At 37.1% G+C, this 25769-nt stretch carries 21 protein-coding genes and 1 pseudogene; 13 read left to right on the forward strand and 9 right to left on the reverse strand.

Translation table 11 applies throughout. From position 1 onward, the window contains the following. Window positions 1–206 precede the first annotated feature (206 nt). Together KX581_RS06275 and KX581_RS06280 are read right to left on the reverse strand one after the other, a co-directional pair. Window positions 207–1085, reverse strand: coding sequence for a YihY/virulence factor BrkB family protein (locus KX581_RS06275; RefSeq protein WP_231175879.1), 879 nt, complete (start codon window positions 1083–1085; stop codon window positions 207–209). Then, the gene (locus KX581_RS06280) at window positions 1085–1933 is read right to left on the reverse strand and encodes a biotin synthase (RefSeq protein WP_033583233.1); all 849 of its coding nucleotides are present in this window, start codon (window positions 1931–1933) and stop codon (window positions 1085–1087) included. The genes KX581_RS06275 and KX581_RS06280 overlap by 1 nt, the downstream gene beginning before the upstream one ends. 132 nt (window positions 1934–2065) lie before the next feature. On the opposite strand from KX581_RS06280, the gene KX581_RS06285 reads away from it, so the two are divergent. From KX581_RS06285 to KX581_RS06300, 4 genes are all read left to right on the forward strand, one after another. Then, entirely contained in the window at window positions 2066–2191 is a 126-nt protein-coding gene (locus tag KX581_RS06285) for a type III restriction endonuclease subunit R (RefSeq protein ID WP_231175880.1), read from the forward strand. Between the two features lie 56 nt (window positions 2192–2247). Beyond that, the gene (locus KX581_RS06290) at window positions 2248–4686 is read left to right on the forward strand and encodes a DEAD/DEAH box helicase family protein (protein ID WP_231175899.1); all 2439 of its coding nucleotides are present in this window, start codon (window positions 2248–2250) and stop codon (window positions 4684–4686) included. Next, a complete protein-coding gene (locus tag KX581_RS06295; RefSeq protein ID WP_231175881.1) occupies window positions 4680–6572 on the forward strand; it encodes a site-specific DNA-methyltransferase in 1893 nt (630 codons plus the stop codon). Before KX581_RS06290 ends, KX581_RS06295 begins: the two co-directional genes overlap by 7 nt. A 124-nt stretch (window positions 6573–6696) precedes the next feature. Further along, on the forward strand, window positions 6697–7545 hold the full coding sequence (locus KX581_RS06300; protein WP_231175882.1) for a DNA/RNA non-specific endonuclease: 849 nt from the start codon (window positions 6697–6699) through the stop codon (window positions 7543–7545). A gap of 325 nt (window positions 7546–7870) precedes the next feature. Here the strand turns inward: KX581_RS06300 and KX581_RS06305 are convergent, their stop codons facing one another. From KX581_RS06305 to KX581_RS06320, 4 genes are read right to left on the reverse strand one after another with little or no spacing between them, the layout of a single operon-like run. Continuing rightward, on the reverse strand, window positions 7871–8698 hold the full coding sequence (locus tag KX581_RS06305; protein ID WP_180629502.1) for a prephenate dehydrogenase: 828 nt from the start codon (window positions 8696–8698) through the stop codon (window positions 7871–7873). A gap of 8 nt (window positions 8699–8706) precedes the next feature. Then, window positions 8707–11196 carry an endopeptidase La gene (lon, locus tag KX581_RS06310; protein ID WP_231175883.1) on the reverse strand — a complete coding sequence of 830 codons (2490 nt, stop codon included), beginning with the start codon at window positions 11194–11196 and terminating at the stop codon, window positions 8707–8709. Window positions 11197–11238: 42 nt separating this feature from the next. Next, the gene (locus tag KX581_RS06315; RefSeq protein WP_001237300.1) at window positions 11239–11901 is read right to left on the reverse strand and encodes an outer membrane protein assembly factor BamD; all 663 of its coding nucleotides are present in this window, start codon (window positions 11899–11901) and stop codon (window positions 11239–11241) included. Window positions 11902–11911: 10 nt separating this feature from the next. Further along, window positions 11912–12097, reverse strand: a complete 186-nt coding sequence (locus tag KX581_RS06320; protein ID WP_180386061.1) for a hypothetical protein — start codon at window positions 12095–12097, stop codon at window positions 11912–11914. A gap of 227 nt (window positions 12098–12324) precedes the next feature. Here KX581_RS06320 and fliW point away from each other — a divergent pair, with 227 nt between their 5' ends. After that, window positions 12325–12714 (forward strand): flagellar assembly protein FliW, encoded by a 390-nt coding sequence (gene fliW / locus KX581_RS06325; protein WP_231175900.1) that lies wholly within the window; start codon window positions 12325–12327, stop codon window positions 12712–12714. Here the strand turns inward: fliW and KX581_RS08350 are convergent. Beyond that, window positions 12672–12848 carry a flavoprotein oxidoreductase gene (locus tag KX581_RS08350; RefSeq protein ID WP_331273484.1) on the reverse strand — a complete coding sequence of 59 codons (177 nt, stop codon included), beginning with the start codon at window positions 12846–12848 and terminating at the stop codon, window positions 12672–12674. The genes fliW and KX581_RS08350 overlap by 43 nt on opposite strands. A gap of 47 nt (window positions 12849–12895) precedes the next feature. Here KX581_RS08350 and fabZ point away from each other — a divergent pair, with 47 nt between their 5' ends. The 5 genes from fabZ to mreC are packed head-to-tail and all read left to right on the forward strand — an operon-like array spanning window position 12896 to window position 17374. After that, the gene (gene fabZ / locus KX581_RS06330) at window positions 12896–13375 is read left to right on the forward strand and encodes a 3-hydroxyacyl-ACP dehydratase FabZ (protein WP_078283915.1); all 480 of its coding nucleotides are present in this window, start codon (window positions 12896–12898) and stop codon (window positions 13373–13375) included. A gap of 2 nt (window positions 13376–13377) precedes the next feature. Next, entirely contained in the window at window positions 13378–14190 is an 813-nt protein-coding gene (gene lpxA / locus KX581_RS06335) for an acyl-ACP--UDP-N-acetylglucosamine O-acyltransferase (protein WP_101008281.1), read from the forward strand. Window position 14191: 1 nt separating this feature from the next. Further along, window positions 14192–15538 (forward strand): ATP-dependent protease ATP-binding subunit ClpX, encoded by a 1347-nt coding sequence (gene clpX / locus KX581_RS06340; protein ID WP_231175884.1) that lies wholly within the window; start codon window positions 14192–14194, stop codon window positions 15536–15538. A 42-nt stretch (window positions 15539–15580) separates the two neighbouring features. Continuing rightward, the gene (locus KX581_RS06345) at window positions 15581–16624 is read left to right on the forward strand and encodes a rod shape-determining protein (protein ID WP_000577744.1); all 1044 of its coding nucleotides are present in this window, start codon (window positions 15581–15583) and stop codon (window positions 16622–16624) included. Between the two features lie 3 nt (window positions 16625–16627). Continuing rightward, window positions 16628–17374, forward strand: coding sequence for a rod shape-determining protein MreC (mreC, locus tag KX581_RS06350; RefSeq protein WP_231175885.1), 747 nt, complete (start codon window positions 16628–16630; stop codon window positions 17372–17374). Window positions 17375–17428: 54 nt separating this feature from the next. On the opposite strand, the gene KX581_RS06355 is transcribed toward mreC, so the two are convergent. Beyond that, window positions 17429–20332: a DEAD/DEAH box helicase family protein gene (locus tag KX581_RS06355; protein WP_231175886.1), complete on the reverse strand. Its 2904-nt coding sequence runs from the start codon at window positions 20330–20332 to the stop codon at window positions 17429–17431. A 10-nt stretch (window positions 20333–20342) separates the two neighbouring features. Further along, window positions 20343–22596: pseudogene (locus KX581_RS06360) on the reverse strand (site-specific DNA-methyltransferase). 248 nt (window positions 22597–22844) lie between these two features. Between KX581_RS06360 and KX581_RS06365 the strand changes: the two are divergent. Genes KX581_RS06365 through KX581_RS06375 form a run of 3 tightly spaced genes read left to right on the forward strand, consistent with a single transcriptional unit; the run spans window position 22845 to window position 25764 of the window. Further along, on the forward strand, window positions 22845–23708 hold the full coding sequence (locus tag KX581_RS06365; RefSeq protein ID WP_001024631.1) for a DNA-methyltransferase: 864 nt from the start codon (window positions 22845–22847) through the stop codon (window positions 23706–23708). Further along, window positions 23695–24468: a site-specific DNA-methyltransferase gene (locus KX581_RS06370; protein WP_231175887.1), complete on the forward strand. Its 774-nt coding sequence runs from the start codon at window positions 23695–23697 to the stop codon at window positions 24466–24468. The genes KX581_RS06365 and KX581_RS06370 overlap by 14 nt, the downstream gene beginning before the upstream one ends. Before the next feature lie 24 nt (window positions 24469–24492). Then, window positions 24493–25764, forward strand: coding sequence for a restriction endonuclease subunit R (locus KX581_RS06375; protein ID WP_231175888.1), 1272 nt, complete (start codon window positions 24493–24495; stop codon window positions 25762–25764). Window positions 25765–25769: the final 5 nt, after the last annotated feature.

Raw genomic sequence — 25769 nt, forward strand, 5'->3', positions numbered from 1 at the left:
CAGGGATAGGGAAATGTTTTTTAATCTTGCTTTTTATTTAATTTCATTATTGATTATATTTTAGTGCTTTATTTTTCTGTTGCTTTTTTCATTTTTTTTGTTTTTAGTTGTTTTGGTTTGGGGTTTTTTGGGGGGGTGTGGAGTGTGTGTTGAAATGGTTTTTGTGTTTTGGATTTTTAGAACCGATCTAAAAGAAAACTTTTTCATCAAGTTTCTTTTTTAAAAAAGCCTAAAAATTTCTTAAACACTTCTTTAGGATCGAATGCATCGCACACCTTGCACCCATACATGCCAATTAAAATCACAAGCCAGCTCACATACACCCAGCTCATCAAAAACCACAAAATAGAAACGCTCCCATAAAGCTCATGGTAAGTGCGATTATACAACACATAATAAGTGAAAGCCCATTTTAACACATGCCAAGAAACGCTCGTAAAAAACACCCATAAAAACACCCAAAAATAATGTTTAAACACCTTATTCGTGGGAATGGTAAAAAGGATCAAAAAAAACGCGTAAGTGCCTATCCATCTTAAAACATGCAACAAATTTGAATCTTTATCTTCAAAAAACACTTGGATCTTAATATCAAAAAACACCACCAAAGGCAGAGCGAATAAAAACACTAATGTCGTGCCAAAACCCCAAAATAAAAAGATTTCTTTACCCTTAAAATGCGCATAATCTCTGGGCTTTGCATCAAAAATTTTTGATGCGATGGAGCGGTAGTTTTCACAAAAAAGCACCAACGCCACCACAATGGACACCTCTTCAAGCGTGCCTAAGGTCATGTCTGTTTTTTTAAAATTTTCTAAAAAATCCTTAATCGTGCCAATGAGTTTAGGGGCGTTGGGGAAAATCAAGGCTTCCATTTCACCGCTGTGCGCTTGCAAATAATGAGACACAAAAAGACTAAACACAAACAACAAAATAGGCGATAAAGACAAAATCGTATAAAAACTCAAGCTAGAAGCGTAGTAAAACAATTCGCTCAAGCCCAAAAAGGCGTTTTTCAGACGCTTGGGGAAAATCATTCTAAGAAGGCGCAAAAACCCTCTAACGCTTTTAAAAAGTTCTCTCATTAATGACAGCTTGTCGCCATTGTCAAGCCATAAGAGAGCAGTTTTTCTATATCTTTTTTAGGGGCTTTGCCTTTGGTGGTCAAATAATCCCCTAACACCACCGCATTGATGCCGTATTCAAAAAGCTTGGCTTCCTTTTTATCGTTATCTTTAAACACCACTTCACGCCCCCCAGCCACCATAAGCCTAGCGTTAGGCAAAAATTCCTTAGCCAAAAGCACGCATTCTAGGGCTTCATCCGCGCTTAAAGTCTCTGCATCAATGGGCAATACCGGGTTTTTAATGAAAAAATTAATCGGCGTGGTGTGCGGGGAGAGCGAAGCTAGTGCCCTAAGCATTTCAATCCGATCTTCCCAGCTCTCATTAAGCCCAAAAATCCCCCCACTGCACAAGCCTAATCCCGCCCTTAAAGCGTTTTCGCATGTGATAAACCTTTCTTCCCATGTGTGCGTGGAACAAATCTTAGGGAAGAAATTTTGCGAAGTCTCTAAATTATGGTTGTAGCTATGAATGCCCGCATCTCTTAAAAACTCTAATTGCTCCAAATCCGCACGCCCGCAGCATGCGATTAAATGCAAGCCCAATTCTTCTTGATTGATGGCTTTAGCTAATTGGGCGATGTATTCGCATTTTTCATCGTCTAATTCGCGCCCTGAAGTAACCAGACAAAACCCTAAAGCCCCTAATTCCCTTAACGCTCTAGCCTCTTGTAAAACCACTTTTTCATCTTTAAATTTATAGCGCTTAATCGCTCCTTGGTGGTGTGAGCTTTGCGTGCAATAAGCGCAATCTTCCTTGCAATCCCCACTGCGCACATTGGAAATAGAACATAAAAAAATCTCTTGCATCATCATTCCTTATATTTTAAAAAAGTTGGTTTTTTTGAGATTGATTATAGCAAAGAAAAAGAAGCGCTTTTGATTTTAAGGGCTTTATTCCATTAAACATTAAAACTAAAACTTTATTTGATTTTAATTTAATTGTTCGCTAGTGCCTCTAAAGTCAATCTCAAAACTTTACGCTATAATTTCCTCACTTTTTCATTAAGGGATTTCATGCAAGATTTATTCACTCAAGGTTACCCCCCCCCCCCCAATCAGCCATAAAAGATCACGCACCCAATAATGCACCCAATAATGGAGAAATAGAGCTACCCACTCACATCACAAGTAATTTAAAAAACGAGCTTAGAGATTATCAAAAACAAGCGATAAATAATTATTTAGAAAAACGACAATCCAACCCAACTCAGAAGCATTTCATGTTTGAAATGGCAACCGGTAGCGGTAAAACCTTAGTGATGGCGGGTTTGATTTTAGAATGCTATAAGCAAGGCTATCAAAATTTTATCTTTTTTGTGAATAGCACCAGCATTTTAGAAAAAACGAAATTGAATTTTATAGACAGCGCCTCATCAAAATACCTTTTTAGTGAAAATATCAATATCAATGATGAAAACACAGAAATTAAAAGCATCAATCATTTAAACGAGAGCCAAGCAAGTGCTATTAACATTTATTTTAGCACCATTCAAGGCTTGTTTTCATTATTCACTAAAGCTAAAGAAAACGCTATCAGCATAGAGGATTTAAAAGATCAAAAATTAGTTTTTTTAGCGGATGAAGCGCACCATTTAAACACAGAGACTAAAAAGAAATTAAACAATGCAGAATCTAGTGAAAAACACAACTGGGAAAGCGTTGTGAAATTAGCGCTAGAACAAAATAAAGACAATTTATTGCTAGAATTTAGCGCCACTATCCCTAATGAAAAAAGCGTTAAAGACAAATATGAAAACTTAAAGGTGATCACTTACCCCTTAAAAAAATTTAGCGAGGATAAATTTTGCAAAAACATCTACTCCCTTTCTTATGAAAATAAAGAATTAGAAACACGCTTTTTAGGGGCATGCGTTTCAAGTTTGTATAAGGAATTATTAGCCCAACACCACAATATTGAAAACTTTAAACCATGTATTTTGTTTAAAAGCGAGAGGGTTGAAGATAGTAAAGAAAATCAAGAGCGCTTCAATACTTTTTTAGAAAATTTAAGCCCTTTAGATTTAGAAAATTTTTTCAATCACAGCCGTAACGCTTTTTTTAAAGACGCTAAAAACTTTTTTGACAAGCAACATTACACCCCCAACCTTGCCGCATTATTGCAAACGAAATTCAAAAAAAGTGTTCAGATTAACACCAATAACGAAAAAGAATTAGAAAAGAGCATGCTTTTATTGAACTCCCTAGAAGACAGAGACAACCCTAAAAGAGTGATTTTTAGCGTGGATAAGCTCAATGAAGGCTGGGATGTGTTGAATTTGTTTGACATTGTCAGGCTTAAAAATAAAGCGAGCCAAAAAGACACCACTAAAGACGCCCAGCTCATAGGGCGAGGAGCGAGATACTACCCCTTTAGCTATAACGATTTAAAACCAAGCCAAATAGAGTTTTACCAACGCAAGTTTGATTTTTCCAACCCCTTAAGCGCGCTGGAGAGATTAGACTACCATGCCGTTTATGACAGCGAGTTTATCGCTCAATTAAACAACGAGTTACAAGTTTTAGGATTAGGATTTGTAAATGAAAAACAGACTATCCCTCTAACACCCACCAAGAATCTCAAATGCTACTATGCGAGCAACACAAAAGACAAAAATAAAAACCTATTCAATAAAGACTATACAGACCCTGTTAAAGTCAAACTCCAAAGTTTGCATGTCCCTTTATTTGCTTTTGGCGTGTGTGAAAAGAAAGTGGATTTTAAAGAAGAAAATAAAGGCGATAAAACTTATTATATACCCCATACCTTAGATAAAATCCCTATAAACTATTTTTTAAAAGCCCTTAATTTAAAAAACCTGGATTTCAAAACGCTTAAAAAAGCCTTTAAAAAACATGCCTTTAACAATAAGGTGGAATTTATAGAGCGCTATATTTCTCCATTAAAAACAAACTTTCATAAAAACCAAAAGTTTGACGACAATAAAATCCTTTTAAAACTCGCTGTTTATATCATTGAAAACTTAAAAGACACGCTTTTAAGAGAGCAAGACAAATACGATGTGAGCACGTTAGAATTAAAAGAATTTGAAACGCATAACAGAAGCCTTAGCGCTAGTGAATTGGAAAAAGACATTCCCTTTTATGAATGGCTGCTTTTTAAAGACATGAGGAAACTAGACAGCGATTTAGAAAGGGATTTTTTAGTTTTCATCAACGATAATAAAGAGGTTTTAGACAAGAAATTCAAAGAATGGTGCGTTTTAAGGAATGATCGTTTCACTGAATTAAAAGTTTTTTGCAATATAGAAAATAGCCCTTATTACGCGCAAGGTTTTGAGCCGGATTTTATCCTTTTTGCCCAAACGCATAGCGATGAATTTTTAGGCTTCACTTGTTATATGGAAGCTAAAGGCGAACATTTAGAGCATTCTAACGCTTGGAAAGAAGAATTTTTAGAAATGCTAGAAAACGCCACGCTTAAAAGCCATAACAAAAAACTCCATTTAAAAGGCTTGCCGTTTTTCACGCTCCATAATAAAGTGCTAAAAAGCGAGTTTGATACCGCTTTCAATCAAATCTTTAAGGATCAAGAATGTTAAAAAACCCACTAAAAACCCTACTAGACGCTTTAATCAATCGTTTCACTAAAGAACGCTTAGAAACTTTAATCCTAACAGCTGATGAAAAGCTTTTAACTTTCATGCTTGAAGATAAAAACGCTGACGACTACAAAAACGCTTTTTTTAAAACGATCGCTAATGCACTTGTATTCAATCAAAAAGCGTTATTAGAATGTTTAACCAATGAATTAGAAAACTCTTTCACACGATTTGAAAATAAAATAGGCTTATATTCACAAGGGCGTCCTATCAAATCCAGCGAATTAGTCGTTTTGAATTTCCCTTTTAAAGACAATGTTTTATTAGGCAGTGCTAAAGATAACAGCACCAAATCTAACGAGCTTTTTTACCATGAAATATTGCATAAAAAAGAAATTGACACGCTTTTAAAGAAAAAAGCACTGTGCCGTTTTGAAATGCATGGGGAAGGCGATTTAGAAAGCGCTTTAAAAGATAAAAACACGAACTACCTTATCAAAGGCAATAATTTGATCGTTCTTCATTCTTTAAAAAAGAAATTCGCTAAACAAGTTAAATGCATCTACATTGACCCCCCCTATAATACGGGCAATGACAGCTTTAATTATAACGATAATTTCAACCACAGCTCTTGGCTAGTGTTTATGAAAAACAGGCTTGAAGCGGCTAGGGAATTTTTAAGCGATGATGGCGTGATTTTTGTGCAATGTGATGACAACGAACAAGCTTATTTAAAAGTGTTAATGGATGAGATTTTTCTTAGGGAGAATTTTGTGGCGAGTATTATCTGGGCTAACAAGGAGGGGGGTGGGAAAAGCGATAGCAAGCATTTTAGACAAAAACACGAATATATCCATTGTTTCGCTAAAAATAAAGAGCAGACTATTATTTACGGACAAGCCGTTGAAGATATTGATCGTTATAAATGTAGCGATAAACATGAAAACACAAGAGGAAAATATCAGTTAGTCAAACTAGACTCCGGAAGTTTAGGGTGGATTAAATCACTAGATTATCCCATAGAATTAGAGGGAAAAACATTTTATGCGGGCGGAGATTATGATCAATGGTTAGATAGACAGAATGGCAAGGCAAGGATTAAGGATTGGGGATGGAGATGGAGTAAGGAAAAATTAGAGTGGGGTTTAAAAAATGATTTTATAGAAATAAAAGAAAACTCTAATGACGAATGGAATATTTATACTAAGCAATATTTGAATTGTGATAACGACGGAAATATTAAACCACGCACTTTACAACCTATGGCACTTATTGAAAAACACTCAAATACGCAATCCAACAGACACATAAAAGAAATGCAATTAAATTTTACTTATTCAAAACCTGAAGCGTTGATTATGGATATTTTAAATTTTTCCACCAACGAAAACGATCTCGTGTTAGACTTTTTTGCTGGGAGCGGGACGACTTGCGCAGTGGCACACAAAATGAAACGCCGCTACATTGGCATCGAGCAAATGGACTATATAGAAACGATCACTAAAGAAAGGTTAAAAAAAGTCATAGAGGGCGAGCAAGGGGGCATTTCTAAAAAATGCGATTTTAAAGGGGGTGGGAGTTTTGTCTATGCTGAATTGAAAGAAGTGAATTTAGAAATTAAAAGACAAATCCTTAACGCTAACAGCAAGAGCGAATGCCTAAAAATCTTTGATAATCTTAGCGAGCGTTTTTTAAAACGCACCGATTGTAAGATTGATGGAATCCATAGCGAAGAGTTCCACAATTTAGATTTAAACGAGCAAAAAAGGATTTGTTGCGCGCTTTTAGACTCTAACGAAGACTATTTGAACTTGGGCGATATTGACGAAGACGCATGGGGGATAGATAAGATCACCAAAAAATACAATGAAATTTTTTATTCTTAAGTTTGATCGTTCAATGCACGCTATTTAACGCATCAAAACGCTATGCACTAGGCTATTGAGTGGGTAAAAATAAACGATTAAAAATATTGTTGTAGTATTCAAGCCAATCAACAAGGAGCAAAACATGAAAACCTTTAAAAACCTGCTCTGTTTTATCCTGATTGCTATGAGTTGGCTCCAAGCGGACATGCTGGATAATTTCACTAAGGCTATTAACAGCTACACCACTAAAAAGCTCAATGAAATCAAAGATCAAGCCAATAGTGCTAACCCCACTAAGACCTATACTAATGGCATTCTCACTAACATTGATTGTAAAGTCTTAAAAAATAACTTTTATTCGGTGTGTTATTCTAGCGAGTTAAAAAACCCTATTTATGGCGTGAGCGTGTTGTTTGGGGATTTAGTGGATAAAAATAATATTGAAAAACGCTATGAGTTTAAAACAGACACTCGATTAGCCAAATACCAACAAGCCACGACACAAGATTACACAAGAAGCGGTTTTGATAGGGGGCATTTTGTGGCGAATGACGCTTCTTTTGATTTTGCGTCTAACCCTTTAAGAGAGACTTACAGAATGACTAACATCACCCCTGAAGCCAAAAACACCAACAGGCATTCTGTTTTATTAGTAGAAAAAGAGGGCCGTAATTTGGCCAGGAAATACCATCAAGTTTTAGTAGAAGAACTCACCATCATCAAACAAGATTATAGGACTTTTAGCTCTAAGAATATCGCTATCCCTAGCGGATTTTGGTACCACTATGATACAAGCCTAACGGACAGCTATGAAAACGCTAAAAGCGAATGCTTTTATATCCCTAATGACAACCAAAACTATCCCTTACAAGAAATGAGAAAAGATTGTAAAGAATATGAGCGAGTTGAAAAGCAGGTGGTTTTTAAGAACAATAAAAACACTGAGTTGAACGAATTGCCTAAGTATCTTAACAACGCTAAGAAGTATTAAAACCGCTCTTAAAATGCCCGTAAAACACCGGTATTGTGGATAAAGGTTTAAGAAATCAAATTTCTAAATGGCTTAAAACTGGTTTTTTATTAGAAGCGATAAAAGTTTTATGGGCGTTGGAGGAATGAGATGAAATTATTATTACAATTATGGCAAACACAACAATAGATCCGGGTTTAAGATAATCTCTTATGGTTGTTTGCTGGTTGCTGGGTAAATCCATGCTATCCATATGAAACAGCCTATAATCCATAAAAACAATCCAAATACCCCATTTCGCTTCTCGCACCCCTAAAAACAACAATATACAAAATTTTAAATTATTTTACATGAACTCCTGGAGTTTGTTTGCTTGCGCCATCCATTCTGCAAGGCTTTCATAATCGTTATTTTCTATCCAAGCCTTAGCTTGTGCGATTTCTTTTTCGCATTTTTCAATCGCTTCTAAGACATTGTCTCGGTTTTGTTTGAAAATATCTTTCCACATTAAAGGCGAGCTTTTAGACAAACGGCTCATGTCCCTAAAACCCCCACCCGCTAAGGATAGAATCACCTCTGGGTCGTTTTGCTTTAAAACGCTATTAGCTAGAGCGTAGCTCAAAACATGGGGTAAATGGCTGATATAAGCCACATGGGTGTCATGCTCGCTAGATTTCATTTTGATCAAGCGTGCTTTAATGCCTAAAAAGATTTCTTTAGCGAGCTCTACTTGCTTGGTCCCTGAATCTTCTAAATCGCACAATATCACCAAAGCGTTTTCATACAGCCCCTTAACGCTCGCTTTAGGGCCATAAAACTCTGTCCCACACATGGGGTGCGCGGCGATGAAATTTTGACGGATGCTTTTAGGGATATTGCGAATGATTTGCGCTTTAGCGCCGCCTAAATCAATAATCGTTGCGTTTTTTTTAACAGAAGTCATTTTTTTCAAACACCCAATGATGCCCTCAACTGGAATGGCTAAAAAAATCACATCGCATTCTAAAATCTTTTCAAACTCCACGCATTCATCTACAAGTCCCAAAGTCAAAGCCAATTTAGCATGCAAAGCGTTATGATCATAGCCTATAACGCTTTTAAAACGCCCCCATTCTTGTAAGGCTAGCCCTAAACTGCCCCCCATAAGCCCTAAACCAATAATGCCTGCTTTCATGCCAACTTCTAAAGTAAAGTTTTTTCTAACACTTCAGCGATGTTTTTCACCGCAACGATGTTTAAATTCTCTCGCACTTCAGCAGGGATCTCGTCTAAATCCCTTTCGTAATTTTTGACAGGAATGAGAGCGGTTTTAATGCCGGCTTTAAAAGCAGCGATCAACTTTTCTTTCAACCCTCCTATGGGTAAAACTTCCCCGCTCAAAGTCAATTCGCCCGTCATTGCCACTTCGCTTCTTGTAGCCCTGTCGCATAAAATGCTCGCCATCACGCTCGCCATAGCGATCCCAGCGCTTGGGCCGTCTTTGGGCGTAGCCCCCTCAGGGACATGCAAATGCAAATCATAAGCGTTATAAACTTTCAGCGCTTTTTTCTTTTTCTTATTCTCTGCATCGGTTTCGCTAGGGATTTTAGGCGCTTTTAAGGTTTCGTTATCCAATAAGGCTTTGACAACAGAAAAGGCAATAATAGCGGATTCTTTCATCACATCGCCTAAACTCCCGGTGAGTTTTAATTCCCCCTTACCCCTGATCTTAACCGCCTCAATTTTAAGCACATCACCACCCACTGGAGTCCATGCCAAACCATTGACGATACCGATTTTATTTTCCCCATCTATGGGGTCAATTTCAAACACCATGCGCTCTAAATACTCTTTAAGGTTGTTAGGCGTGATAGAGACGCAGAAATCTTTGTTCTCGTCTCTTTTTTTGTTTTCTTCATTTTCGCCTTTTTGATCTTTGCCTTTTTTGGTTCGCCCTTTTTTGTGCGGGTTATCTTCTAGGTATTTTAAAGCTACTTTACGCATAATCGTTGCGATTTGTCTTCGTAAATCCCTAACGCCCGCTTCTCTGGTGTATTTTTCAATAATGAGTTTCAAACACTCATGGCTAATATCCACTTCGCTAGGCCTTAAGGCGTGCTTTTCTAATTCTTGGGGGATGAGGTAGTTTTTAGCGATCTCTTCTTTTTCGCTAGGCGTGTAGCTGGACACGCTGATAAATTCCATTCTGTCTCTTAAGGGGGCTGGGATCCTGTCAATATTGTTAGCGGTAGCGATAAAAATCACTTGCGACAAATCAATGCTAAAATTCGCATAATGATCCCTAAAAGCGATATTTTGTTCAGGGTCTAAAATCTCTAATAAAGCGCTCGCTGGATCGCCCCTAACGCTTCTATCCACCTTATCAATTTCATCTAAAACCATGACCGGATTCATCTTTTTAGCTTCAATAAGCCCTTGGACAATACGCCCGGGCATTGAGCCTATATAAGTGCGTCTGTGCCCTCTTAATTCATTTACATCTTCTAAGCCCCCTAAAGCGATCCGAACTAAAGGGCGCTCTATCGCTTTAGCGATAGAATTAGCCAAACTCGTTTTACCTACGCCAGGAGGCCCATAAAAGCATAAAATCGTGCCTTTAGCTTTGTCTTTTTTTTCTTGCTTTTTCTTGTGGCGCATTTCTAAAAGCTGCATGGTGGCAAAGTATTCTACAATACGCTCTTTAGGCCTTTTTAAGGAATAATGATCGTTATCTAATTGTTCTCTCACATGCTTAATGTCAAGCGCTTTTTTCCCGTATTGCCCAAAAGGCACATCTAACATGGTTTCAATATAATTTTGTAAAGTCGCGCTATCAGAGCTGTCCGCATGGGTTCGGCTCAGCCGGTCAATTTGCTTTTTAATCTCCTTAAACGCTTCTTCTTTTAAAAAAGGCTTGACGCTTTCTAGTTTTTGGTAGTATTGGTTTAAATCTTCATCTCGCTGCTTGTCTGTGCCAAGCTCTTTTTGGATCTGTTTGAGCTGCTCTTTTAAGAAATATTCCTTATTGGTTTGCTCCATTTTTTGATGGACTTTGGATTTGATTTCTTTTTGGAGTTTTTGGGTTTTAGTCTCTTCTATCACAATATCAATCAAATCCAACAAGCGCTGTTCGGTGTTGTTGTTGGCAAAAAGAGAATACGCTTGATCTTTTTTCAAATGCAAGGCCGCTGCGATTAAATCAGCGATGCGGTTAGGATCGTCATTGTCTTCTAAAGCCTTGATCAAATCCGGGGGGAAGAGTGAGCTGACATTGGCTAGAGTGATCACCTTTTCTTTTAACACTTCCACAATAGCTTGAATGTTTTCTTTATCGTATTCTAAATATTCAATAGGGCTTATTTGAGCTTCCAAAAAGCCTTGCTCGTTTTCTTTGGCAGGTTCTAAAATACGCCCCTTAGCGATGCCATTAAAGAGCAATTTCACGCGCCCATTAGGCATGTTGGCTTCACGCATAATAGATCCAATCACCCCCACATCATAATAGGGGGCTTCATTGTCGTTCAATTTGTCTTTTTGGCATGCAATAAAGACTAACGATTTATTGTTTTTAGCGTAAGCTACCGCCTTGATGCTGGCGTTATTTTGCAAAAAAATAGGGGCTATCATAAAGGGGTATAAAAAGGTGTCTTCTTCTACCAATAAAGGCAGAATTTTAGGAAAATCTTCAGTCATTTTTCATCTCTCTGTTATAAATTTGTATGGTTTTGAAATATCCTACCAATCAAAAATTAACACATACCAAGGCATGTGCGATGGTTTGGGTTTAGTCTCTTTCTCTAAAGTCTCATCTATTCTTTCTAAATAGCGTTTCACGCCCTCAGGTTTGTGGCGTTTTTTATAGACATTTGCGATCGCGCGATTGAGCTCGTTTTGCCCTAAAATGAATTTGATTTGCATGTATTCTACATAGGGGCGGTAACGGCTGTTAGGGTATTTTTCTATAAATTCGCCTAAACTCACAATAGAATTAGAGATAAATTCCTGGTCTTTAGAATGGTTTTTGAAAGCGTAATAATGCGATTGCAATTTCAAAAAGGTCAAATAATCCACATTGTCCTTAGTCCCAAAGCGCTTGATGTATTCATCAAAGTAAAAAGACGCTAAAACATACTCTTTCTTTTTCATGTGCGCTTGCCCTAAAGCTAACATCGCCTCTGGGACAAGGGGGGAATTGATGTGTTCGCTCTGTAAGGAAGAATAGTAATTGTCCGCTGTTTCTAAATTAGCAAAAAGGATTTCTCTCAAAATCCCTTGATACCAAAAGATCGCCGGTTTGTTGTATTCGTCTTTTTTTTTCTTTTTGTTCGCGCAACCGGTGCCTATCACAATAATCGCCATTGCGATAAAAAGGAAAGTTTTAAAATGTTTTAAACGCATGCCACCTGTCTTATAAAATTAAATTTTTGAATAACTCATGGTTATTTTTTCTTATCTTTCTTATTCCTATCTTCCTATCAAATAATTTAAAAACTATTTCTCCAATCAAGCACACCGCACCAAAAACGTTCCACCCAGTGCTGTAATGAGATTTGCTGGGATTATTTTTCTTGATTTGTAGTTTTATTTTGCTCATTTCTTACTCCTTATTATTTTTATAATGATTCAGTTAAACTTCCATCATGGTTAAGCATGGTTAAGTTATTGGGATTATACCCAAAACTAGCGAAAATTGATTTTACCAAAATTGTTTGATATAATACAGAGTTTTTAGTTTAGAAATCATTGAGCGCTGGTTTTAAGGCGGTCTTTTATTCTTTAAGGAGAGGATTTTGTGCTTTTTTAAAGGGAATGCAATCGCCTATGCTTTTTGATGTGAAAGCACCTATTCTAGGGTTTGAAACCATTCATAAAATGCGTTTGCAAAAGATTGATGAAATCTTTTTGCGTTTGAATAGTGCAGAAGAGAATTCCGTGGTGTCTTTCACGCTGGTCAATCCCTTTGCTTTAAGAAAATACGAATTTGAAGTGCCTACCCCCTTAAAAATCCTTTTAGAATTAGAGGGAGCCAAGAGCGTTCTAGTCGCTAATATCATGGTCATTCAAACCCCCATTGAGCTTTCCACCGTGAATTATTTAGCCCCTTTAATTTTCAATTTAGACAAGCAGTTCATGGGGCAAGTGGTTTTGGATTCTAACAAATACCCACACTACCATTTAAGAGAGAATATTCTAAGCCACACGCATGAATGATATATGAATAATGCATGAGCGGTGTCTGTGTAAAGCGTTTCTTTAAGTTTATGGCACAATGCATCGGTGTTTTTGCAAATGCAAGCGAGCGGTTTTCTTATGGTATAATAGCGGTTATTTTTTAGAATAACCAACGCTAAAAATGGCGCTTTAATTGAATCCAAAACAAGGAGTTTATTTTATGGAACAAAGCCATCAAAACTTACAATCTCAATTTTTTATAGAGCATATCTTACAGATTCTACCTCACCGCTATCCCATGCTATTAGTGGATAGAATTATAGAGTTACAAGCCAATCAAAAAATTGTCGCTTATAAGAATATCACTTTTAATGAAGATGTGTTTAACGGGCATTTCCCTAATAAGCCCATTTTCCCGGGCGTTTTGATCGTAGAGGGCATGGCACAAAGCGGAGGGTTTTTAGCTTTCACTAGCTTGTGGGGGTTTGACCCTGAAATAGCCAAAACAAAAATCGTGTATTTCATGACGATTGACAAGGTTAAATTCCGCATTCCCGTAACCCCAGGCGATAAATTAGAATACCATTTAGAAGTCTTAAAGCATAAGGGCATGATCTGGCAAGTGGGTGGCACGGCTCAAGTGGATGGCAAAGTGGTCGCTGAAGCCGAATTAAAAGCCATGATCGCAGAGAGAGAATAAAAATGAGTAAGATTGCAAAAACAGCCATTATCTCTCCTAAAGCAGAGATTAATAAGGGCGTAGAGATTGGGGAATTTTGCGTGATTGGAGATGGCGTCAAACTAGATGAAGGCGTGAAACTCCACAACAATGTAACCTTACAAGGGCATACTTTTATTGGGAAAAACACCGAAATTTTCCCTTTTGCCGTGCTAGGCACACAGCCTCAAGATTTAAAATACAAGGGCGAATACAGCGAACTGATTATTGGAGAAGACAACCTTATTCGTGAATTTTGCATGATAAATCCCGGTACTGAAGGGGGGATTAAAAAAACCCTTATTGGGGATAAAAACCTGCTCATGGCTTATGTGCATGTCGCCCATGATTGCGTGATTGGCAGCCATTGTATTTTGGCTAATGGCGTAACTTTAGCAGGGCATATTGAAATAGGCGATTATGTCAATATTGGCGGTCTTACCGCAATCCATCAGTTTGTACGTATCGCTAAAGGGTGCATGATAGCCGGTAAGAGCGCTTTAGGCAAAGACGTGCCGCCTTATTGCACCGTAGAGGGCAATCGCGCTTTTATTAGGGGGTTAAACCGCCACAGGATGCGCCAATTACTAGAGAGTAAGGATATTGATTTTATTTATGCGCTTTATAAAAGGTTGTTCCGCCCTATCCCCTCCTTAAGAGAGAGCGCTAAATTAGAGTTAGAAGAGCATGCCAATAACCCTTTTGTGAAAGAGATTTGCTCTTTTATTTTAGAGAGTTCTAGGGGTGTGGCGTATAAGTCAAGCGAATATTCTAGCGAAGAAAAACAAGAGGAATAACATGAACGAAACGCTTTATTGCAGTTTTTGCAAAAAACCAGAATCAAGAGATCCCAAAAAACGCCGCATTATTTTTGCGAGCAACCTGAATAAAGATGTGTGCGTGTGCGAATATTGTATAGATGTGATGCATGGGGAATTGCACAAATACGACAGAATGGATTCTTTATTAACGCTCAAAAGAGACCGATTGAGGCGAATGGAATCCAGTGCCTATGAAGAAGAGTTTTTGCTCTCTCGCATTCCAGCCCCTAAAGAGCTTAAGGCGGTTTTAGACAATTATGTGATAGGCCAAGAGCAGGCCAAAAAGGTTTTTTCCGTAGCCGTGTATAACCATTACAAACGCTTATCTTTTAAAGAAAAACTCAAAAAACAAGACAACCAAGACAGCGATTTAGAGTTAGAACATTTAGAAGAAGTGGAATTGAGCAAGTCTAATATTTTACTGATCGGCCCTACAGGATCAGGCAAAACTTTAATGGCGCAAACTCTCGCCAAGCATTTGGATATCCCTATCGCCATTAGCGATGCGACTAGCTTGACTGAAGCGGGTTATGTGGGCGAAGATGTGGAAAATATCCTCACAAGATTGTTGCAAGCGAGCGATTGGAATGTTCAAAAAGCCCAAAAAGGCATTGTGTTTATTGACGAGATTGATAAAATCAGCCGTTTGTCAGAAAACCGCTCTATCACTAGAGACGTTTCTGGCGAGGGCGTTCAGCAAGCGTTGTTGAAAATCGTTGAAGGCTCTTTAGTGAATATCCCCCCCAAAGGCGGCAGAAAGCACCCTGAGGGCAATTTCATTCAAATTGACACGAGCGATATTTTATTCATTTGCGCTGGAGCGTTTGACGGGTTAGCTGAAATCATTAAAAAACGCACCACGCAGAATGTGTTGGGTTTCACTCAAGAAAAGATGAGCAAAAAAGAGCAAGAAGCGATCTTGCATTTAGTCCAAACCCATGATTTGGTTACTTATGGGCTTATCCCTGAGCTTATCGGCCGTTTGCCGGTTTTAAGCACGCTAGATAGCATCAGTTTAGAAGCGATGGTGGATATTTTGCAAAAACCTAAAAACGCTCTCATCAAGCAATACCAGCAGCTTTTCAAAATGGATGAAGTGGATTTGATCTTTGAAGAAGAAGCGATTAAAGAAATCGCTCAACTCGCATTAGAAAGAAAAACCGGGGCTAGGGGCTTAAGGGCGATCATTGAAGATTTTTGTTTGGATATTATGTTTGATTTACCCAAGCTTAAGGGATCGGAAGTGCGTATCACTAAAGATTGTGTTTTGAAACAGGCTGAACCTTTGATCATTGCTAAAACGCATTCTAAAATTCTTCCTTAAGGAACACGCTTATAAAATTAACGATAAAGGATTAGAAAGGGCATGATTTTTAGCAAATTAATCGGTTTGTTTTCGCATGATATTGCCATAGATTTAGGCACGGCTAACACGATCGTGTTGGTCAAAGGGCAGGGCATTATTATCAATGAGCCTTCTATTGTGGCGGTGCGCATGGGATTGTTTGATTCTAAAGCTTATGATATTTTGGCAGTGGGGAGCGAGGCTAAGGAAATGCTAGGCAAAACCCCTAACAGCATCAGAGCGATTCGCCCCATGAAAGATGGCGTGATCGCCGATTATGACATTACCGCTAAAATGATCCGCTACTTTATTGAAAAAGCGCACAAACGAAAGACATGGATTCGCCCGCGCATCATGGTGTGCGTGCCTTATGGGTTGACGAGCGTGGAAAGGAATGCGGTTAAAGAGAGTGCTTTAAGCGCGGGGGCTAGAGAAGTCTTTTTGATTGAAGAGCCTATGGCAGCCGCGATCGGAGCAGGCTTGCCCGTGAAAGAGCCGCAAGGGAGTTTGATTGTGGATATTGGCGGCGGCACGACTGAAATTGGCGTGATCAGTCTTGGGGGGTTAGTCATTTCTAAAAGCATTAGAGTGGCTGGGGATAAATTGGATCAAAGCATCGTGGAATACATCCGCAAGAAATTCAACCTATTGATAGGGGAGCGCACCGGCGAAGAGATTAAAATTGAAATCGGTTGCGCGATCAAATTGGATCCGCCTCTCACAATGGAAGTGTCAGGGAGGGATCAAGTGAGCGGGCTATTGCACACGATTGAATTGAGCTCTGATGATGTGTTTGAAGCCATTAAAGATCAGGTGAGAGAAATCTCTAGCGCTTTAAGGAGTGTGCTTGAAGAGGTGAAGCCGGATTTAGCTAAAGACATTGTGCAAAATGGCGTGGTGCTTACCGGTGGTGGGGCTTTGATTAAGGGCTTAGACAAGTATTTAAGCGATATGGTTAAACTCCCTGTGTATGTGGGCGATGAGCCTTTATTGGCGGTAGCCAAAGGCACGGGAGAAGCCATACAAGATTTGGATTTACTCAGCCGTGTGGGTTTTAGTGAATAATGCATGCGTTTTTATTTTAAATTCCTTTGGCTTTTAGGGATTTTTCTTATTTTTTATTTTTTAGACATTAAGGGCAGTTCTTCTTATATCAGCGACCGGATTAAAAACGCCTTGATGAGCGCTAAAAACAGCTTATTAGACAACGTTCAAGCGTATTTTTTTCAAGCCCAAAACATTAAGGAATTTCAAAAAGAACGCTTGATTTTAGAAGCTTTAAAACTAGAAAACGCTGATTTGAAAGAGCGTTTGAACAGCGTTTATCCTTTAGAAAATCCAAAAATGACTTATACCCCTACTTTTATGACTTCATTCATCAGTTTAGAAGACACGCACAGCGTTTCTCTCAACCCTATTGTAAATTTAGAAGAAAATAAGATTTATGGCCTTGTCTCTCACAACCAAGCCATAGGCATTGCGGTGTTAGAAAAAGGGCGCTTGAACGGGTTTTTGAACGCTCACAAGCGGTGCGCTTATAGCGTGATGATAGGCAAAAATCAAGTGTTAGGCTTCATAGGATCTAATTTTAGGCAAGAATTAGTCGTGGATTTCATTGTCCCAAGCGCTGAAATCAACATAGGCGATCAGGTGCTAACGAGCGGGTTAGACGGGATTTTTGGAGCGGGGGTGTTTGTGGGTGAAGTTTCAAGCATTGAAGATCATTACACTTATAAAAGCGCGGTGTTGAAAAACGCTTTTTTAAGCGAAGCCAAACTTTTAAGGCATGTGTTTTTGAGCGATGTGAAAAACTAGCGCTCTATTCAAGGCTAATTCAAGTGCATTTTAACCCCTTTCAATGAAATTAGGCTAATCCTTTAAATCCAGAAAAAAATATTCTAGTTTCCCTTTTTCAATCCAAAGATCCCTATAACGCTCCCCCACCTCATCCTTATCCCCATAAAATTTTAAAACCACTTTGATTTTGAGATTGGGATCGTCTTTAGGGTTAAAAATTTTATCTTTAAAAAGTTGATACGCATCTGCCTTATGTTCGTAATCAGTGTGTTTGCTCCCTTTAGGATCAATGAAGCAAATGATCTGCGTGCCGCCTTTTTCTAGCCAAAAGATAAAATCAGGGAAAAAGCGCCTTTCTGCAGCGTTGTCTATATAAGGAATAAACAAATTGTCTAAATGCTCATCAATCTTGCTGAACGCCCAAAAATCATAGTTTTCTTGCAGCGTTTCTGTAATCTTTAACAACTCTTCTAAAAAATCGCTCTCGCTCTTTACTTTAACCACATGCTTAAGCCAATCGCAGTTTTTGGCTTTAATTAAAGGGGTGTAGTAATGCTCCTTGAGTTTTAACAGCTCTGCACCATCAACTTTAAATGTTTTGTCTTGTTTGTGTTTGTCTATATTATCAATGTCAATCTCGCCTTGCGCGATTTTTATTCTTAAAGTTTCTTTATCCAAAGGCGCATACTCTTTCACTTCTTGGATGGTTTGAATCAATTTTTCTTTTTTATCCGCCCTAACTTTAACCCTTTTAAAATGCACGATTTTCTCATTATCTAGGGCGTTAAACTCGTCTTTAGGCACTTTTTGATTGGGGTATAGCTTGCCTTTAATTTCAGAAATCATGTAATCTAAATCTTTATAATGCCAAGTTGATACCTTTTTAAAATGCACTGTTTGTATCATGTCTTTTAACAGCTCGTAATCTTTAGGGTTATAAATTTCATGCTTTAAAATAAAATGCTTTTCGCTCATCAAATGAAAATATTCTTTTAAATCCTTAAAATTTTTTTCGCTCATTTTAAACGAAGCGCTTGGAGAAATTTTAAGAGCGTTGGTTTGTTCTTTTCGGTAGCAAGGCACGAATAATGCGTGTTTTATAGGCGTTTTTTCTAATTTGATTTCACGCCATGAGCCTCTATTCTCGTCTCCATTTTCGCTCTCTTTTTGGAACTTTAAAATCGCTTCAAGGCTTGCATGGTTAGTGGGTATCACAAAAAGCGTTTCTAACATTGCAGCGTTTGGTTTCAAGTCTTTTTTAATGGCTTCATCTATCTCTAAATACGCTAACCTTTGGCGTTGGTTTTTGACGCTTTCAATCCTTACGCCCCTGCCAAAAGATTGTTTCACCAGCTTTTTAGCGTCATCATCAAGCCCTATATTTAAAAATAAAATCACGCTAGGCCTTGTGCTATCCCACCCAGTGTCAAAAGCGCGAGACCCCACTAAGATATTGATACTGCTCTTATCAATCTGGCTGAAATAGCTCTCTTCTTTAAAGCTCAAATTCTTACTCACCACCTTCACGTTCTTTAATTTTTCACGGATCCATTCTGTAATATCGCCTATTCTAATCAGGCAAAAGACTTTATCGCTCGTGTTGAGCTTGAAAGCGATTTCTTGGTTGTTTTTAGGGTTAATGATCACTTCAATATGCCCGCTATTAGCATAAAAAACCTCTTCTTTTAAGCCTTTAAAATCCATGCTCTTTAAACCCTCTTTAAAAACCCTAACCTTATAGTCTTTATCTTTGCCATCGCTAAAAAGGAATTCTGGGGCTTTCAATTCCTCTAATAAATCTTCTCTAGCCTTTGAAAAATCGCTCTCATCGTCATTTTCAATCACGCGTGCTAAAGTTTTAAAAAAGATTTCCGCATCGCTGTTTTCCACGTTCACAGAATGCGTGAACACGAGCATTAAAGGGTCATGAAAATAGCCATCTGTTTTATAGCGTTTTTGCATGCCTAGAAGCAATAACGCCTTTAAAAGAGCGATTTCTTTTTCCCTATCGTTTAAATCTTTCAATTCCTTAAAAGCGTTTAAATTGTTTTTCTTCAATAAAACAGACTCTTTGCCATAGCCAAGTTTCACCCACTCGCCCACGCTTAAATTATACACCGCAGTGATGAGATCGCTCTCTTCAGTGAAAGTGGCGCTGAAATTGAATAAAAACCCTTTTAAAGACAGCAGGCTAAAAATAGCCTGTCTTTTGCTTTCAGTCTTGTTCCCCTTATGCGCTTCATCTAAAATCACATAATTTTCCCCATTATCCCAATAATCCTTATAATTTAAAAGGTTTTCCTTGCTTTCTTCATCATTCATTAAATCCGCGCGGTAATAAAAAAGGGTGATTTTTTCAAAAAAATCTTTTGGAGCGTGATAAAAATCCTTATTGGTAACGCTTTTAAGGTTTTTGAAATCAATTTGTTTAAAATAGTCCTTATTGCGGTTGTATTTTTCAATTTCTTTTTCAAATTGCTTGATCAAATTTTCATTCGCGCTAAAAAACATGATATTTTTCTTAGGGATTAAACCCATTCTTATAGCCACGCTTAAAAGCTCTACCAGTTTGATGATGACAATCGTTTTACCGCTCCCTGTGGCCATGTAAAAGGCTAGGCGGTTGATAAAATTTTCAAACTTCACGCAACCATTTTCTACCTTAAAATGGCTCTTTAACAAAGGATTGAGTTTCTTTTTAGCGAAATCGCAATTGGCGAATGAATAATGTTTTTGATAAAAAGCGTAAAATTCTTTTTTATTTTCTTTGAAATCCCTAAAATAAGCGACAAGCATTCTAAAAGCGTTAATCAAAGCTTGCTGTTGGTAATCTAAAAGCTCCTTATTATTATCAAAGCTTTTAAAGTCTAGCATTTCTAATGGCTCGTTAATCTCGTTAGTGTCCAATTCCTCTTCAGCGAGTTTTTGAGCGACAAAAATTTCGTTATCGGTGGTTACATCTTTTTTCTTTGCCATGATTTTTTCCTTACCAAATGAGCGCTTCTTTTAAGGCTTTTAAGATCTCTACTTCTTTATCATTCCCTTTAAATTTCACCACTTTTTCATTGAAAAACTCCACTCCAACCCCCCATAAATTTTCCAAAGTCTCTTTAATATCCACGCCCATGCTTTCTAGAGCTTCTACATTGAGCGTGTAAGATTCGTTTTTGCATCCCACTAAATCGCTGTATTGTTCGTCATAAGCTAAGGGTTTGTCATTGTCTTCATACTTGATTTTCCTTAAAATCTCTTCATAGCTTTCCAATTCATAAACTTTGATGGCTCCACCCCCATTAAATTCTTTAAGCGCACCGCTTTTAAAACCGCCTATAACCTTTTTAAGGCGTGGCAAAATCACGCTCTCAAAATGCTCCCCCATTTCAATACCGATATACTTCCTTTTCATTTTGTGCGCCACCGCGCAAGTCGTCCCACTCCCAGCGAAAAAATCACACACGATAGAGTTTTCGTTACTGCTCGCTTTGATTATCCTTTCTAGCAATTTTTCCGGTTTTTGGGTTAGATTTTCATTGTTTTTTACCCTTTCTGTTGAAGTAGAGCCAATGATAGGTATATTCCATAAGGTATCTACATAGCGTTCATGAGATAATTCATAAATAACCTTACCATTTTCATCCCTTGCTCTCATATTTTTACCATCTCGCCCTTCTCGCTTGCTTAAAAGAACTGGCTCACTTCGTGGCTCTTTTTGTCTATAAAATATATATTCTTCATTTTTAGAATAATTTAAAATTGTTTCGGTGTTTTTAGCAAAACTATTGCCACTATTTGCCATTTTATTAGAGTAATACCAAATTATCTCATTCCTAAAATTTTCTTTACCAAAAATATCATTGAGTAGCATACGCCCCAAATAATTAGCATTGTTATCCAAATGCAGATAAAAGCTTCCTTGAGAGCTTAAAAAATCATAAGCGAGTTCCAAACGATTGTGCATAAGGCTTAGCCATGTGCTATCTTGAAACTTATCTATGTAAGCAAAATCACTGCCGGTATTGAAAGGCGGATCAATGTAAATGCAATCAATGGCTTCTTTATAGCGGTTTTTGAGAGAGTTTAGGGCTTGGTAATTTTCGCTTTTAATGAGCGTGCCGTTGATTTCATCTTCATTGAATAATTTTTTAATCCCTTCTTCTAAATCTTTAAAATAAATCGTGTCTAGGGGCAAAAACTCGTTTTCTAAAAGATTGTCTGTGGTTTTTAAATTCAAGTCTTGCCATTCTTTAACTTGTTTGGGGTAGTTTGGGTGGTTTGTGATTTTATTCAAATCGTAGTTTTTAGCTTTTAATTGATCTAGGCTTACAATAAAATGCGAGTTTAATACAAAACGAGGTTTGTTCCAAATCTTACAAAGTTCGTTTTCAAACTCGCTCACTAATACAATCACTTCTAAAGCCACTTCTTTAATAATGTTGATTTCATTCAGGCGTTTTAAATCAAATGCAGTCATTTCTTTAAAAAGGTATTCAAACAGATACAAATCCAACTGCTCTTTTAAAAACCCTAGTGCGTTTTTATGGATGAAATAATCCATACTGCCTTGCTTTTTGAATTTTCCAAACGCTTTTTTTAAAATTTCTTCATCAAGTTTGACGCCTTGATTGAAACAACCTTTTAGGATTTCATTCACTTTAGTTTGATTCCCCTTGCTGCTGAGCGTAACGCTAAAGTTTAGGGTGTTAGTTTTTGTGTCTGTATCTTTTAGAGTAAAGACTAAATCTATTTTTTCATTGATTCTTTTTACTTTCCAATGAAGAAGTGTCAAAATTAAAAAGAATGTTTTCTAATTCAAAGCAAAAATCCTTATAAATGGTTTCGCTTTTCACATAATAAAGATCTTTAGTTTTATAAAATAAAGCGGTGTCTTTTTTAAGGGAGCATTTTTCATAATCGCTTTTAGTATAAAGGCTGTCATAAAGGGGCGTGTCGTTGAAATAAATCCCTCCATTAGCGCTGAAATAACGCTTGAAAAAGCTATAGAGTTTGTCAAACAATTCTTCTTTGAGATCGTTATTATTTTGGCATTTTAAATCAATGAGTTTTTTTAATTTTTGTTTTTTACTTTGGTAATACTGGCTTTTAGCCTTTATGAGATTAACCATGCCATTTTTTACCGCTCTAGGGGTAGGATCTAAAAGGCTTTCTTGTTTGTCTTCAATCTTAACGCCTATGAAAAGGTTTTCTAAAACTTCATAAAATTGTGCTTCGTTCGTCTTCATTATAACGCTCCTTAAAAAACATAAAAAAGTATTATAACAAAGCCCACCCATTAAGCACTACAATACCCCCATGCGAAAAAAGATTTTTTTACTAGAAGACGATTACCTTTTAAGCGAGAGCGTTAAGGAGTTTGACTCATTGAAAATTTAGATTGCCTTGACTGACTCATTTTTTAAAATACCCCTATTTCATTGTAAAATTCTTTCATGCAAAACCCATTGGAATTTAATAAAAGGTAAAAATAAGATTGAATATCAATAAAGTGTTTTATCATAGCAGCACCAACATGAATGAAGTGCCAGATAATAGCGTGGATTTGATCATCACAAGCCCGCCTTATTTCAACATCAAAGATTACGCAAAAAATGGCACACAAGACTTACAACATTCAGCCCAACATGTCGAAGATTTGGGGGCGTTAGAAAAATATGAAGATTATCTTTTAGGTCTTTTAAAAGTTTGGCTTGAGTGCTACAGAGCGTTAAAACCCAATGGTAAGTTATGCATCAATGTGCCTTTAATGCCCATGCTTAAAAAGGTTTTAAACACGCACTACAACCGCCATATTTTTGATTTGCATGCTGATATCCAACACTCCATTTTGCATGATTTAAATAATACGCTAGAAAACAAGCCTAAAATGTTCTTACTAGATGTCTATATTTGGAAACGTGCAAATCCTACTAAAAGATTGATGTTTGGGAGTTACCCTTATCCTAGAAATTTTTATGCGCAAAACACTATAGAATTTATCGGCGTGTTTGTCAAAGACGGCAAGCCCAAACAACCCACAGAAGAACAAAAAGAACAAAGCCAATTGACTCAAGAGGAATGGGTGGAATTTACCAAACAAATTTGGGAAATCCCAATCCCTAATAAAAACGATATTGCTTTTGGCAAGCATGCGGCTTTAATGCCGGCTGAATTAGCAAGGCGTTTGATTAGGTTGTATAGTTGCGTGGGCGATGTGGTGCTAGATCCATTTAGCGGGAGCGGGACAACCTTAAGAGAAGCAAAGCTTTTAAAAAGAAATTTTATAGGTTATGAACTCTATGAAAATTATAAGCCCTTGATTGAGCAAAAATTAGGAAACTTGTTTGATTTTGAATAAGATTTATATAGAAGATGTTTTCACATTTTTAGACAAATTAGAAGATAAAAGCGTTGATTTAGCCATTATTGATCCCCCCTACAATCTTAAAATTGCTTCATGGGATAATTTTAAAAATGATGAAGAGTTTTTAACATTTTCTTACGCTTGGATTGATAAAGTACTACCCAAAATCAAAGACACAGGGAGTTTTTATATCTTTAACACCCCTTTTAATTGCGCTTTATTTTTAGCGTATTTGCACCATAAAAAAGTGCATTTTTTAAATTTTATCACTTGGGTTAAAAAAGATGGGTTTGCCAACGCCAAAAAGCGTTATAACCATGCGCAAGAAAGCATTTTATTTTATAGCATGCACAAGAAAAACTACACCTTTAATGCCGATGAGATTCGCACCGCTTATGAATCCACCGAACGCATCAAGCATGCTCAAAGTAAGGGGATTTTAAAAAACAACAAACGCTGGTTCCCTAACCCTAAGGGCAAATTATGCCTTGATGTGTGGGAAATCGCTTCACAAAGGCATGTTGAAAAAGAGAAGGGTAAAATCCTTAAGCCCAAACACCCTAGCATTAAACCTAAAGCGCTCATTGAACGCATGATAAAGGCTAGCTCTCATAAAAACGATTTGATTTTAGATTTGTTTAGCGGCAGTGGCATGATTAGCTTAGTGGCTAAAAGTTTGGAGCGTAATTTTATAGGGTGTGAGAGCCATGCTGAATATGTGCATGAGAGTTTGGAAATGTTTAAGTATAATTAATGCCAATAAAAAAGGATATTTAACATGCCAAAATTAGAAAAAATTTTGCTAGAAATCACACAGCTTGACCCTAGTAAAGAGTGTTTGAAATTCTTAGCTAATCGCATAAAAAGTTCTGATTATAGGGGCTTACACTTATCCCAACACAATCGTTACGATCAAAATAAGATTAAAATTATTATTCAAGCTATTTTTAATGAAGTGGGAGGAGATTTTTTGCAAATCCGCACCACCGATATGAGCAAACGCCCTAGCAATATTATAGGCGAAGAGGTTTATGCAAAAGTGGTTGATAATATCTGCAAGTCTGAAATGTCTCAAGATAACTTAAGAAACAAGAATCAAGTAACCCAAGATAGCTTGAGAAAAAATCTTTTTGTAGATATGCATAGAATGGGGCTGATTGAACGCTACAATAAAAATAAGAAACCTACAAACCCCTACATTCAAAGCAATATTAAATATATCAGTTTAACTCCCTTAGCTATAGAATTTTTAAACGCGCAAGATTTGTTAAGAAAAAATTTTTGTTACACGCAAGCTTTAGAAAATCTTTTGCAAGGTTTTGGAGCAGAATGCAGAGAGGTGATGATAGAGCTTGACCATCATTATTTAGACATTGAAGAAATGATGTTTTTTGTTACATTTTTAAATATTGAAAATTTTACTAGAAGCGAAATTATAGAATATGTTAGAGAGTATAGGAGTTTAAGCCGTATCCAAAAAGAAAAATTAAAAGAGTTAGTGCAAGACTATTGCAACCCTAACCATTTTAACGGGAATAAGTTAGACAAGAGAGATTATCATAATTGGAAAAATCAAGCCCAACAAATTTTTAGCTTGCTAGAACAAAGCATGTTTTTTGAAACCAATAAAGAAAGGCTTATTTTAAAAACGCTCAATGAAGAAAACAAACAAAACGATAAAAAACTCAAACGCTCTATTAAAGAGAAAGCCCTTTATTTTGAAAAACATGGCGTTAAAAAAGAAAAGGGTTTTGAATTGCACCATATTGTGCCTTTATGCTTGGCTCGCTCTGTAGAAGAATTTGATCTTTTGGATAAATGGGAAAATTTAATCTATATTGACGCTTTTAACCATGCGAAAATATCTCAAACGCAAAATAAACATATTTGTTTGTATTTTGAAAATTGCGATGTGGTTTTATCTAAAGGTTTCAAAGAAGAACAAGAAAGCCTTTATTTGACTTACATTGAAAATGTGTTATATAAACTTGATTTACAAAATGCCATGTTGGAATACAATAAAGATCTATTGCATTCTAAAAACGGCTGATAAAA

It is taken from the genome of Helicobacter pylori, from assembly GCF_021062735.1.
Lineage (GTDB): Bacteria > Campylobacterota > Campylobacteria > Campylobacterales > Helicobacteraceae > Helicobacter > Helicobacter pylori_DN.